Here is a 14327-nt window from a genome sequence, read left to right as displayed (position 1 = left end):
AATCATGTTCTTGAATATGAATTTATTTAATATACCAAGCTGGATAAGGAACTTTAATTACCCTTATACATGCTATGAACAAGTGCCAGAAGAAATATTTGATGGAATAAACAAAGACCTTGACAAGATTCAAAGCGATGTGCCTCTGGTTAGTATTGTAATTGCTGCATGGAATGAAGAAATAAACATTTTAAAATGTATTGCAAGTTTGTCAAGAATGCAAACTAATACCCCATTGGAAATTATAGTGGTAAATAACAATTCTACTGACCGTACTCAGGATATACTGAACAGATTACATATCAGGACATACCATCAAAGCATTCAGGGTTCTGGCCCCGCGCGACAAATGGGGCAGGAGAATGCAAAGGGTAAGTATATCCTGATGGGGGATGCTGATTGTTTGTATCCAGATTGCTGGGTTGATGAAATGTTAAAGGTATTACAAAAACCTGGTGTAGTATGCGTATATGGTCGCTATTCGTTTATCAATGAACCTGGATACTCCAGATGGAAATTAGCAACTTTTGAACTACTAAAAGACATTGTTGCAGAATTCAGAGATATAAATCGACCATATTTCAATTCTTATGGAATTAGTATGGGTTACATAAGAGAGTTTGGGTTAAAAGTTGGGTTCATTATGATCAACCGTAGAGGAGAAGACGGGCAATTATGTTTAGACCTGATGAAATATGGTAAAATCAAGCAAGTAAGATCAAATAAAGCACGAGCATGGACAGGCCTTCGAACAATTCAACTTGATGGAAGTATATCAGAAGCATTTACCATTCGCTTGAAGAAAGAATTGGGCAGATTTTTCTATAATCTTCACAGAAGTTTGCCAGAAAAGGAAAAACACGATAAAAAGCATGATTGAAAGTTCAAATACAAAGAATTATTTTGATGATGTTTCATTGCTAATTACACATTACAACAGGAGCATTTCTTTAGAGCGGCTTTTAAAAAAGTTTAATGACCTGAATATTATCTTTCAACAAATCGTAGTATCTGATGATGGCAGTTCCCAAGATCATTTAAATCGAGTCAAAGGATTACAATCGAAATATCAATTTCAACTCATAACATCTCCTTCCAATAAAGGTCTTGGCCATAATATTAATAAAGGTCAGAGTGTAATTTACACTCCTTATACACTTTATATTCAGGAAGATTTTATCCCTCAAGAAAGATTTAAATCAGTATTATCAGATGGATTGGAGCTAATGAAAGAACGAAATGATATCGATATCATTCGCTTTTGGTCATATTTTACATACCCGTACTTAAAACCATATAAAAATGGTTTCTCAGAAATGCTTTGGAAGCCATGGCCGTGGTACACAGATCATCTGAAATTTTATTATTACAGTGATCACCCCCACATGAGGCGGAATACATTTACAGAAAAATTTGGCAAATTCCACGAAGGCATGAAAGGCGATACTACTGAATTCAGCATGTGCCTTTCATTCCTGCAAAACAAAGGCAAGGGTCTATTCTATGATAATTTTCCGCTACTTTTCAAACATGATAATACACAAGAGCCAAGTACAATGAAACGTGAGAATTGGAAGCAAAAGAATGACCCATTCACTACTTTTTTAAGATGGGTCTATCTTAAATTCAAGTTTATTAAGAACAGTATTCAGTTGATTAAATAAACGTAAACCCCTGGGATACTGAAAAGCGAGATGGAAAAATTCATGGAAGAGCCTAAAAAATATCACTTTAGACATGTTTCTTTACTTATAACCCATTTCAACAGAAGTGCCTCTTTGAATCGGCTACTGAAAACCTGCAAAGAATTAAATTACATTTTTGATGACATTATAGTATCTGATGATGCTAGTAGTGCAGAACATTTTCAGGTATTATTGGAGCTAAGAAAAGTATATTCTTTTAAACTCATTACTTCACCTGCAAACATGGGGCTCGGACATAACTTAAACAAAGGTCAAGACGCGGTAACAACACCGTTAACACTCTATGTACAAGAAGATTTTATTCCACTCACAGCATTTGGAGAACATTTTCTGAATGCAATAGACTTGATAACAAGTGATCCTAAATTAGACTTTATTCGATTTTATGCTTACATTAAATATCCATATCTCTCAGATTTCAAGTTAGGTTATTCCAATATAGTCTATAACTTCTGGGCATTAGATTATAAAAAAATATATGTCTATAGTGACCATCCCCACTTGAGGAGAACTAGCTTTCTGAATAAATTCGGAAGATATAAGGAAGGTATTAGTGGTGATAAAACAGAATATCGTATGTGTATCTCGGTTATTCAAAACCGTGCTAAAGCACTTTTTTTTAATGAATATAAAAGTTTATTCAAACAGGTAAACTCAGAGGCTGAACCAAGTACAATGAGTAGAATAAAATGGACTCAGAGTAATAATCTATTGATTAAATTAATTCGCAATGTTTACAGACAAGTAAAATATAACTGTGATATTTTGCTCATGAACCATAATGACAGAAACAAAATATAGTGAAAATTAATTAACCTATTCTATCTTACTATTGGACACTCTTATATATAAATTCTTAGGCCTATATGTCTATTTGAGGTTCAACCGCATTCCTCCGGAAATACGATATTTTTACAAGGCAACCTATTTTTGCAGATACGTCCAGCTTCGCTATTTTGTAAGGGATTATGTTACCAGAAAACAATATAAAACAATAACCTGGAGTGGTGAATTCGGTGCAGAGCTTTTGTTTGTATTGCCGTTTGCATATTGGCATTATAAAAATGGCACATTAAAAAAAACCAGGTCTTCAAAATTCACAAAAGAACTATATTTTTTTTCACCTAACCACGAAGAAATCTTCAACTTCCGAACAAATAAAGAAAATCATAATTATGAATTTCCACGTGTATTGTACAGTCATAATTACAATATGAGCAAATGGCTGCAAGTTCCTCTTAAGAGCTATTACAGTAATGATATTTATCTATATGAAAAACCAATTTTAATAGTCGCAAATCGCTATAATATGGAATGGGGACAACAACCTATCAGCTATCTGACTATTCCAACACTTGCTTTCATCATCGAAAAACTTAAGACTAAATTCACCATTATTTACAATCGACCTAAACCTCAAAATATTGTGAATGATGATAGCCAAGTTTACGACCTAAATGAATTCAAATGGCTCAAGAAAGAGCATCCAGAAGTCCTATTAATGGAAGATCTTTATGAAGAGAACAAGTGTAATGCGAACAACTTCAATCATTTTCAACTGGTTGTATATGCAAATGCAAACCACTTTATTTCTACACATGGTGGAACAGCCACATTAGCAAGTTACTTCGGTGGCATCAATATTATTTTCTCAAAAGAGGGACCTGAATACCAATTTGGTTGTTATGAAAAACTATTCCCGAAACTTTCGGGAACTATTATAAAACCTGCCCGATCTGAAGAAGAATTAAAGCTTTATATTGAAGAGCATTTGGTTAATTAACCGAAGTAGCAAACATAATGAATACAAGAAATAATGATAATTACTGGATCAAATCTGGATTATTCAATATCCTTCAGAATCTTTCTGGTGTAGCTTTTGCTTTTGGAAGCTTTTACTTTTTAGTAAGGATACTAGATGAGCATACATTCGGTGTTTGGACTTTGTTTCTCTCATCAATTACAATTCTTGAAATCGTACGAGGGGGTTTAATACAAAATGCCCTCATAAAATTTATCTCAGGAGAAGATAAATCGGAGCATAAAAAAATCATTACCGCATCCTTTGCAATCACTACTTTCCTTACATTAATTTGCATAATAATTAACGTAGGGTTTGCTAGGTATTTATCCATACTTTGGAAATCTCCAGAATTATCATCTCTATTCTACATTTACAATGCGGCATTTTTATTATCTGGTGTACTTACATTGTTCAACTGTATCGAACAGGCAAACCTAAAATTCAAAGGTGTTTTTGTTAGTTCATTTATACGGCAAGGCGCATTCTTTATTTATGTACTGATTTGCTACATATTTAATCTGAAAATCTCTCTATTCTATCTAGTCTACCTTCAAATCATCACCTTAGCAATTAGCGTTGTTACATCCTATTTCTACACAAGGACATATCTTAGCTTTTCAAATAAAATTGATTTTTTATGGTTCAAAAAGCTATTTAATTATGGGAAATATGCATTTGGGACATCTGTAAGTGCAATTCTGGCAAACACCATTGACCAGATGATGCTCGGAGCTCTTATATCAGCTAATGCTGCTGGAGCATTTAATATTGCTATTCGAATAACCAATTTGGTTGATATACCAACAAATGCTTTAGCCGCAATTGTTTTTCCTCAAAGTGCTCGAAGAATAGAGAAAGAAGGTATTGGAGCAATTAAATATTTGTACGAAAAATCAGTTGGAACCCTTATGGCCATTTTGGTTCCGGGCATACTTTTCCTTTACCTGTTTACAGATTTTGTGGTCGATTTTATAGCAGGAACAAAATATCCTGAAGCAGTTCCTCTTTTGCATATTACCTTAGCTTATTGCCTTTTAGTTCCTTATGGCAGGCAAGTGGGTACTATTCTGGATTCTATTGGGAAAACGAAGCTTAACTTTTACCTAGTATTATTTACTGCTGTAATCAACCTTTTGCTTAACTATCCTATGATTAATTACTGGGGCATACTCGGTGCAGCATATTCATCACTGGTTGCAGGAATTATAGGATTTATTGCAGCACAAATCATACTAAAGAAGCAGTTTAATGTAAATATTTTCAATACATTTATTTATGCTTTCGAGTTCTATCCTGAATTCTACAATAAGTATATAAAGACACCTAAATCAACCCATCAGTAAAAATATGCCCATAGATTCTGATAAATTGTATTTAATTATCTTCGAGCAAACCACTTCATTAATATGGTAGGAGTAATGTTTATTGGGAGGCTAGGAAACCAGTTATTTCAATATAGTTTTCTAGTGTATTTAAAGTCTAAAAATCCACATTTAAGATTCTTTTTTCCAAACCCACATCATGCCCAATCACTCGTTAAGTATTTTGATCTTGGCTTGAATAATAATCTGAAATTAAATTCAAAAATATATTCTGTATTTACAAGGTTATTGCCAAAGCTGTTGCCTTTTAAGAATGTCTCTATAAATAGTATTGGTTCGCCAAAAGAAATCAAAGTAAATAACAATACCATTTATTGGGGCTATTATCAAACTGATTGGTATCTTAATAACACACAAGAGAAACTCCAAATTAAGATAAAAACGAAATATAAAGACAAGTTTGAAGAATTATATGGAGCTCAATTTAATGGCAAAAAAACAATTGCAGTTCATATACGTAGAACTGATTACTTAAACTATCATAAGAGAGATATCTCCCTCCCGATAGAATATTTCAAAGCGAGATTGAGCACCGTTCAAGATCTCGATTCGTATCAGGTATTTTTTCTTAGTGATGACATAGAATACGTCAAAAAGTCTTTTGACAATAAACCCAATTTTGTTTTTTCAGGGAATGAAGAGATTATTGATTTCCAAATCATAATGAATGCAGATATTTGCATCATTTCAAACAGTAGTTTTTCTTGGTGGGCAGCATATTTAAATGAAAAGACAAATACTGTTTATGCTCCAAAAAACTGGATTGGATTCAGAATAGGTAAATCATTTCCAAATGGAATAATGACAGACAAATTTATCTGGTGCGATGTAATTGAAAACGATATAATGTAGGTAAAAAATGATACACAATCAAAATAAAGGTAATCGCAATTATAAACTTAAGAACCAGGAATCAAAATCATAGACACTTCATTTACATTTAGTGATAGCATATAATAACCTACTGAGACATTATTAAAACCGTATACTGGAAATCAAGAAAGGGGTTGCATCTCATTACCATCACTTTAACTTTAGTTAGTCGATATACACGATAAGTTCATCAGTCGCTTATCCAGATGTGACTTGAAATCGACTTTCCGCTCGCACAGTAAGTCTGATGACCTCTTCAAAATTACGGAAGAAAAAGATTGCCAGAATTTCTGTATCCCGATTGGGTATTAGAATACCAATCCGCAAACTGCGAACCTCCTGATTCTGCCCAACCCTGAAATTTAAGATATCCTCCTGTAATATTCATGTATTCTACAGGGTAATTAAATGGCTTAATCGGAATGTCAATAGCCCACGGTAAACCCGTACTTGTTACATAATATCTTGCTGCTGAAACATTGGAATTATCATCTCCTGTTCCAAAAATAGAGGTAGTACCTAAACTTGTTGGAGTTTTACCTGGAAGATGTATCTCGTGGTTCCGGCCATTTCCTAGTCCTCCATTCCAGATAAACGGATTATAAGAACCTAAGCCAAAGGTATTGAGAGCAGGCCCATTACTCACGTTAAAACTCACCGAATATTTTTTTAAAGGTGAAACAGGTTTCCCCGGGAGAGTATTCCACTCTTGCATTTCATCCCGAATATCATCAAATATTTTAATTACCGCTTTAGTTTGCCCGGCCTCCAATGTTCCACCGCTAACACCACTTACACTTGAACAAAGTGTAGGAAATTCTACAGCAAAACCAGTTGAATAACCAGCGCCTGAAGCATGGAGAGTATAGTCGCCGTTTACTTGTACAACCTTATTCTGAGCATTGGTTACTATTTTATAACGGTAAGATACTACCACATCATTTAAATCATAATCGCCCTTAATTGGCCATTGGTCTTCAAATGCTACAGTTGCTCCAGAACTTGGTGAAGAAGAGGGATAATAGTTGTTGTAAGCTTTGTTCGGATCATTTGGATATTCATCCTGAGCATCCATGACTCCATCATTATCAGAATCGGCCGGAGGCGCTGTACCATTACCCTCGGTATTACAGTTTGTAACCGGAACATACAAACTGCAAGCCTGAACGGCTCCTCCGGTGAACTGTGCATTATTATTTGTTTCAATACCATTCAGATCACAATACTGAATGGCATTTTCAATTCTCCCGCTATTGATAGTGGTATTACCTGAAACTTTTACCAATGAGGTAGAACCATAACCTTTAATCTTGCCATTAACCGTCATATTGGTCGTTTTAAGCATAGCTCCATTGTAAAGGGCCAGCTCTCCGGTACCGTTAATGGTAGCTGTATTATTTACTTTTACCAGGTTGTAATTTTGCAACGTAGCGTTACTATTATGATTATAATTTGCTTTTACCCATAAAAAACAATTATTAACAAACCGGCTATTATCGTTTAACTGAAAATTTTGAGTAGCGGTGATCGAACCGTTATTTGTAGTCACGTTATTGGTATTCACATTCATCGTTCCTCCAATACTTATAATCCCATTATTCATGAAATTTGAGTTCGAGTTCAGATTAAAATCACCGGTCGTACTAAATGTATTTTCATTCGTAAAAGAACCGCCGGGAGAAAAAGATCCATTAACAGTAGCAGTTCCATAATTGATAAATGTGCTGTTTGAGCCATTCATATTAAGATTGCTGAAAGTTGCCGAACCTGTCTTGGTAATGATCAATAAAGCACTATTGTTTAAGGAAGCGTTCTGTACAGTCACATTCGTACCACAAATTCTTACTGTTCCTCCATTTCCATTAAAGCCCACCGTAATATTACTTCCGGTTATACATATTAAATCACCGTTGTTCACATTAATATTTGTATTTGATGTGGTGATTGTTTGAGTACAGCCAGTATTACAATTCGGACTGTCATCAATCCCTGCAATGATATTAGTACCGGCAAGTGTATTTAAATTATTTTTCAGGGTTGCACTAAGCTGGACGTTTAATTTAAGGCCGGAAATTGGCACCTTCTGAATACTGCTTGTATTGTCAGGTGCTGTTTTAACAATAAAAACCTCTTTCACCGTGTTGGGCAAATAGACCTTGGTTGCAAAAGGTATTTTCAAAGAGGCGGAACCTTTGGAAAGCAACTTTCCATTTAATGCCGGATCTGCATCGTATATTGATACTACATGCACAGCATCATTAAACCGGTTATCCGTTATAGTGATATCAAAATAAATATCCTTTGAATTCTCCCATGTAAAGCCTACCGGAATTTTGAGATCACTCATATTACTCACTGTACCTTCAACAGCAGTATTCTTCTTTTCGCATGATGATAATCCGGCAAAAAAGAGAAGAAGAATCAGATTCAAAAGTTTTTTCATATATTCTATATTATCTGCGCTATTAAGATTTTTTTTGCTTTGAGCTATGGGTTTTGAGCAGTCAGCTCATACCGCACATCTCATTTCATTCTTTACAATTCAACTGGGTTATATTAACCTCATTCAATATGACCTCAAATTCTGTTCTTCTGTTCATCTGCTGTTCCGCTTCAGGGCAATTAACACCCTCCACACATGAGTTTACCAGCCTGCTTTTACCGTAGTATTTCACTTCGATACGTCTTCCATCTATCCCTTTTGCAATCAAATAAGAACGTGCGGCTTCTCCCCTTCTCAAAGACAGTTGTCTGTTATAGTTATCGGTAGCTCTACTATCAGTATGACTTGCAGAAATAATACTGATTTCAGGATTTTTCTGCATAATCATTGCAATCCTATCTAGTGTTGGGATTGCATCCGGGCGGATTTCTGCCTGATCAAGATCATAATAAATATTATCCAGACTGAATGTTTTCTTCAATGTCTCACAGTTGTCGGTTACCCATTGCTGCATGTTCTCAGCTCTGTTCAATTTAACAAGGACATTGATAGTTGAATCAGCCGTAATACCAACCGTACTCAGGAAGCTTTGACGACTTACATAAGTTATCCGGCTACCACTTAATTCATAATCCGTTTCTTTTGAAAGTACTCTGGTGAATTCACCATTACTATTTGCTATAAGCGTGTCTGTTAGTCCGTTGTTACGCAAAATCACCCTGGTACCCGGTAGTGGTGCATTTGTCCCTGCATCAATAACCTTACCTTTGAGGACAACTGTATATGCCATACGGGTAAATTGATAGATATCATCATTACCCCTTCTGTTTGAACTGAAATATCCGCTTTTTGCAGGCTCATCCATAATGAAGCCAAAATCATCCGAAGAAGAGTTAATATCAGTTCCCATATTTTTTGGGCTTCCCACTGCTTTAAGATCTTTCAAGACTACCTCAAAAATATCCAGTCCACCTAAACCCGGATGTCCTGTTGAAGAAAAGTAAAGCTTACCGTCTTTATGAAGAAATGGGAACTGTTCATTGCCTTCGGTGTTGATTTTAGGACCTAAATTGTTTGGTCGTCCCCATTTCTTTCCATCCCCAGTACGAACACAATAGTAAAGATCAGTACCTCCAAATCCTCTGGGCATATCTGAAGCGAAGATCAATATTTTTCCGTCCTGCGAAACGGTTGGGTGGCCTGTAGAATATTCGTTATTGTTATAAGGAAAGGGTGTAATTTTATTCCATCCTGGACCTGAAGCTGTGTAAAGCTTTAATTTATTAACTCCATTATTGCTTTTTGCAGCCTTTCCTCCCACATAATTATTCCTTGTAAACAAGAGACTTCCCTCAGGCAAAAGAACCGAAGGACCTTCATGAAAACTACTCTTAACCTTCCCTCTCAGTAAATAAGGTTCAGAGCCTTCATCAGTACTTTCAGCTTTGTTTGAGGCGAATAAAGATAAGATAGACCGTTCAGTATCTGAATTAGATGCGATATATTTGGATGGTTTGGACGCCTTATCTGATTTACCTACACTGTCAGGATCAGCTTCTGTGATGTCTTCCAGCTTGTCAATAATATACAGGTCTGAATAGGAAGTCCTGTCCCATTGAAAAATATATCTGGTTTTTTGAGAGCGGTTGCTCACGAAGAGCAATCCATCTTTGTAATACATTGGTGAATATTCAGAGGCATCTGTATTGATACTTGAGTAGCTAACCCGATATTCCCCTGCATTCCTTGAGAAAGAATTCAAATTTGCTTTGGAAAATGCACCTGCCCGGCGATCGCTGGGTTTCATACTTAGAAATTTACGGTACCACTGCTCTGATTGTTCATACTTTTCTTTATTTGCCAATGCTTCTGCATAATACAGCGCCCATTCTGCTTTGATATTTTTAAGTTTACAAAGTTCACCATACCAATACATTGCTTCGTCATAATCCTTAATATTGCGGTTACTGGCTGCCATCATCTCCTGAGCCGAAACATTTTCAGGATCTTTCTCTAAAACCTTTTTGAGTTCTTTTATGGCATCTGCAAAACGCAGGGATTGATATTCAATTATGGCTTTCCTTAACAATGGGCTATTATCAACCTGCTGAGCATCTGCAAATGGCACAGCAATGAACAGCATTACTGATAAGCAAATGATCGATAATGGTTTCCTTAATTGCATATCTTAAATCCTCTTTATTAAAAATATCTGGGTGATAGTACTCTTTCGCGGTCAAAAGAAAACTCGTACCTCAACATAAACTCATGACTCCCGGAATTATATGTTCTTAAACTGGTGATACTCTTATCAAAGGCATACCCCACACTAACTCTGGGACTGACCCTTATTTCCATCATTGCCGATATATCAGCACTGGTACGATATTCGGCACCAATTGCGAGTACTTCTTTTATCCATAGTGTTGCATTTAAATCACCCTGAACCGGGGCTCCTCTAACGCCTTTAACAAGTACAGAAGTCTTGAGATTAAAATCAAAACCCAAAGGAAAAACATAACCCGTTGCGAGGTAAGCATGAGCCGATTGTCTGGCAGTAATATCACCAACATCAATGGTATCATTATTCAGCCTGTTTCTAACGAAATCCTGAACAGATAAACCGGCATAGAAACGGCTATTCCGGTAATATGCACCCGAACCGAAATTATACAGGGTTTTATTTACATCAGAACCAAATGCCATATCCGGCACGGGCCCTGAAGGATCAAGGTTAACACTTGAGAAACCCGCATGATAATTATTCATGCTTCCCTGCAAACCAAAAGAAAGGCTCCCTTCATTTATTGGAATACGGAAAGCACCGCTTAAAACAATTCCTGTCGTTTTAGTAATTCCAACTTTATCACTCATTAACTGTATACCCAATCCCAAACGCTCATTTGCAAAAGGAGCATCCATAGTGAATGTTCCGGTTTGAGGAGCACCTTCTATACCTACCCATTGATTTCTGTAGAGTGCTGTAGCGGCTGCCACATTTCTGCTTCCCGCATAAGCGGGATTGAAAGCCAGGGTATTAAACATATACTGTGAAAATAAAGCATTTTGCTGTGCAAACAATCCAGCACAGTTTAATAACAAAACTACAATAACAATTAATCCTTTAAATATTTTGTGCGTCATTACCGTTAATATTCTCATTAATTTACCTGTTCACAGTAATAAAGCCCGCGTATTTATCTTTCTTATCAATTATGATAATGTAATAATAAGTGCCGTCAGGAATGTCCCTGCCCAGGAAAAACCCTTCAGTAACCTCTCCTCCCCAATCATTCTTATAATCATCAGATTTATAAACACGGTTACCCCATCTGTTATACATCTCGAGAGATACATGCTTACCATTAGCATTCTGTACAACAAACTTATCATTCATACCATCTCCATTAGGTGAGAAACCAGCAGGAACATAGGTAGGCATGGGATCAAGTTTAATAGGCGTTGTCTCTGAAGGACTAACATCAGCTGTCGAATTTGGATCTGGTCTCAAACCATTAGTTGAAACATCCGACACTTTAAATCCGGTTAAGGATGAAATAGCTTCGGCGGTTGCTGTGTTTTGAAAAACACCTGATGTTAACAAAAGCTTGACATTGATAAGTAATTCTACTTTTGCTTCCTCTCCGGCGACCAGGCGACTGGTTGGCAATAATAGTTCTGTATTTGTCGAACCATTAAAAGACGAATTCGCTTTGAGATTTCCAAAGGCTGTAATTGTTTTAACTGTCGCTTCTGCACCTCCAAACGCCAAAGCCAGATTATCTTTTATACTGATACTTTCTAAACCATTAGGGCCAAAATTCACTGCTGTAAAAACGAACTTAACATCATAAGTACCATTCAAAGCCGGAGTAATGGAAGCCAAATTCTTAGCCAAACCTATTTTGGCATTAGGATCACTTGGTGCGATAACTGTAAGAGCTGTATTTGCCGGACTTGTAGCATATACGTCGCCGTCAGAACCATTCCATATGAAATTAGTTGTTCCACTCCAGTTCAGTGCAGGCTCAAATGTCAGTTTTGCAAGGTCTGCAACAGGAATCTCCTGATTTATCGTAACAGGAATACCATTTAATTTCAGAACTCCGTCAGGAGGTAGTGTTTGAATCCTGACTTTAACTAAAGGATCTCCGTCAGGGTCTGTGTACTTATTTGTAAAATCTGCAACTGTAAACGGTATCGGTAAAAATCCGGTACTGCTCTTCGTAATATTACTTACCACCGGCGGCCTGTTTGGATTGGCAGAACAGAAAGGCGTAGCAGGAGGGTAATTAACTATCACCTCTGTTTCAGGATTTATACTGATGTGCAGGCGCATCTGAGGACGAAGTCCATCTGAAATCTGAACCCATTGCCCACCTGTAAAATTCCATCCCGGCCATGCTGTAGGAATTCCATTTGCATCAACAGCAGCTCCCGGCCATAGTAATTGACCAGTAAGTGCCTGATTTGTCAATTCTCTGACTACCGTGCCATCCATCTTCTTCCATCGAATTGTTGCGCTGTTTGCTGCCGGTGTAAAACCCTGCCCCGTAATTGAATACTGAACCCAGGGAACATCGCCAATACATACCTCAGTTACACTAATAGAAATAGAGGTAGGATCAATTGTAATATTGACATTTTTAGCAGCCGTTGCATAATCCGTACCATCAGAACCATTCCATTGGAAAGAAACAGGGCCACCCGAAAATCCTGCCGGAGGTACAAATGTAATTTTAGAAAGATCTGCCAAAGGTATTTCCTGTCCGGCTATGATATTTACACCATTAAGTTTCAAAGTACCGGAAGGGGGTAAGGTAACAACCTTTATTTTACTTAATGCATCTCCATTCGGATCAGTGAACTTACTTGTGAAATCATTTGCGGTAAATGTTACTGGTTGATCTATTGTTCCTGTTTTTGGGATATCTACTATTACAGGTGGTGTATTACTACTTGAACTAATTGTGATATTTACAGTAACTGTATTCCCATCAACAATTCCGTCATTTACTTTATATGTAAAACTATCGGAAGTTGAAGTTCCGTTATTATGAACATAGGTAAATGAACCATTTGAATTTAACGTTAAGGTTCCATGTGCCGGATCAGTTACTTTGATCGCAGTAATTGGATTAGAATCAGGATCTGAATCATTGCTCAGAACACCAGGAACAGCTACCGTTAATGGTGCTCCCTTAACTGCGCTGTAAGCATCGGCCACTGCTACAGGTGGTGTATTATTTACTGTCGCCGCTGTAATTGTAATTACTTTAGTTACACTGCTTGTACATGTACCGCTTGTAACTGCGTAAGTTATAGTAGCAGTACCTGCTGCTACCCCCGTTATTAATCCATTAGAACTTACTGTTGCTACTGCAGTGTTACTACTGCTCCAGGTACCTCCTGTTGTAGTGCTGGCTAGCTGAGTAGTTGATCCGATGGTAGTGCCGGAAGCTCCTGTGATAGCTGCTACTGTTGGCAGTGCATTGATTGTTACCGTAGCTGTTGCTGCATTCGTACAACCGTTTACATCAGCAGCAGTAGTATAGGTAATGGTCACAGTCCCCGCTGATACACCTGAAACAACACCAGTACTGGAATTTACTGTTGCAATTGCCGTATTGCTACTGCTCCAGCTTCCACCGGTTGTGGCATTCACTAAGGTCGTTGTATTGCCGATACAGGCATTTAATGTGCCTGTGATTGCTGCTACCGTTGGCAACGCATTGATCGTTACCGTAGCGGTTGTTGCATTAGTACAACCATTAACATTAGTAGCAGTCGTATAGGTAATAGTCACTGTCCCTGCCGAAACGCCAATAACAACACCGGTACTGGAATTTACTGTTGCAATGGCCGTATTGCTACTGCTCCAGCTTCCACCAGTTGTGGCATTCGCTAAGGTCGTTGTATTGCCGATACAGGCATTTAATGTGCCTGTGATTGCTGCTACCGTTGGCAACAGATTAACGGTAACGATTGGCTTGTCGGTAACCATCGCTGAACAGCTTGTAGTGGCATTCGTAGCAAGAACATTATAAGTAGTTGTGCTCGTTGGACTAGCACTGAAAGTAATATCACCTCCCGTACCTGCTACCACTGCACCTACCAAT

At 37.2% G+C, this 14327-nt stretch carries 10 protein-coding genes; 6 read left to right on the top strand and 4 right to left on the bottom strand.

Going from position 1 to position 14327, the window contains the following annotated elements:
* The 6 genes from VGE44_RS10155 to VGE44_RS10130 form a co-directional block, all read left to right on the top strand.
* A partial coding sequence (locus VGE44_RS10155; RefSeq protein WP_331078589.1) for a glycosyltransferase family 2 protein occupies window positions 1-880 on the top strand: 880 nt, incomplete at its 5' end.
* Complete coding sequence (locus tag VGE44_RS10150) at window positions 873-1664, top strand: glycosyltransferase (RefSeq protein WP_331078587.1); 792 nt, start codon at window positions 873-875, stop codon at window positions 1662-1664. The genes VGE44_RS10155 and VGE44_RS10150, both read left to right, overlap by 8 nt.
* 42 nt (window positions 1665-1706) lie before the next feature.
* The gene (locus VGE44_RS10145; protein ID WP_331078585.1) at window positions 1707-2507 is read left to right on the top strand and encodes a glycosyltransferase; all 801 of its coding nucleotides are present in this window, start codon (window positions 1707-1709) and stop codon (window positions 2505-2507) included.
* Between the two features lie 73 nt (window positions 2508-2580).
* The gene (locus VGE44_RS10140) at window positions 2581-3489 is read left to right on the top strand and encodes a hypothetical protein (protein ID WP_331078583.1); all 909 of its coding nucleotides are present in this window, start codon (window positions 2581-2583) and stop codon (window positions 3487-3489) included.
* A 17-nt stretch (window positions 3490-3506) separates the two neighbouring features.
* Complete coding sequence (locus VGE44_RS10135) at window positions 3507-4853, top strand: flippase (protein ID WP_331078580.1); 1347 nt, start codon at window positions 3507-3509, stop codon at window positions 4851-4853.
* 63 nt (window positions 4854-4916) lie between these two features.
* On the top strand, window positions 4917-5744 hold the full coding sequence (locus VGE44_RS10130; protein ID WP_331078578.1) for an alpha-1,2-fucosyltransferase: 828 nt from the start codon (window positions 4917-4919) through the stop codon (window positions 5742-5744).
* Window positions 5745-6027: 283 nt separating this feature from the next.
* Here the strand turns inward: VGE44_RS10130 and VGE44_RS10125 are convergent, their stop codons facing one another.
* The 4 genes from VGE44_RS10125 to VGE44_RS10110 form a co-directional block, all read right to left on the bottom strand.
* On the bottom strand, window positions 6028-8208 hold the full coding sequence (locus VGE44_RS10125; protein WP_331078576.1) for an LruC domain-containing protein: 2181 nt from the start codon (window positions 8206-8208) through the stop codon (window positions 6028-6030).
* Between the two features lie 85 nt (window positions 8209-8293).
* Window positions 8294-10393 carry an OmpA family protein gene (locus VGE44_RS10120; RefSeq protein WP_331078574.1) on the bottom strand — a complete coding sequence of 700 codons (2100 nt, stop codon included), beginning with the start codon at window positions 10391-10393 and terminating at the stop codon, window positions 8294-8296.
* 17 nt (window positions 10394-10410) lie between these two features.
* Entirely contained in the window at window positions 10411-11370 is a 960-nt protein-coding gene (locus tag VGE44_RS10115) for a type IX secretion system membrane protein PorP/SprF (RefSeq protein WP_331078572.1), read from the bottom strand.
* 4 nt (window positions 11371-11374) lie between these two features.
* Window positions 11375-14327, bottom strand: a 2953-nt coding sequence (locus VGE44_RS10110) for a gliding motility-associated C-terminal domain-containing protein (protein WP_331078570.1), incomplete at its 5' end; no start/stop codon positions are given.

This window comes from Daejeonella sp., assembly GCF_036405355.1.
Taxonomy (GTDB): Bacteria; Bacteroidota; Bacteroidia; order Sphingobacteriales; family Sphingobacteriaceae; genus Daejeonella.
The sequence above is the reverse complement of the archived record's forward strand: the minus strand, read 5'-3'. Positions and strand labels throughout refer to the sequence as shown.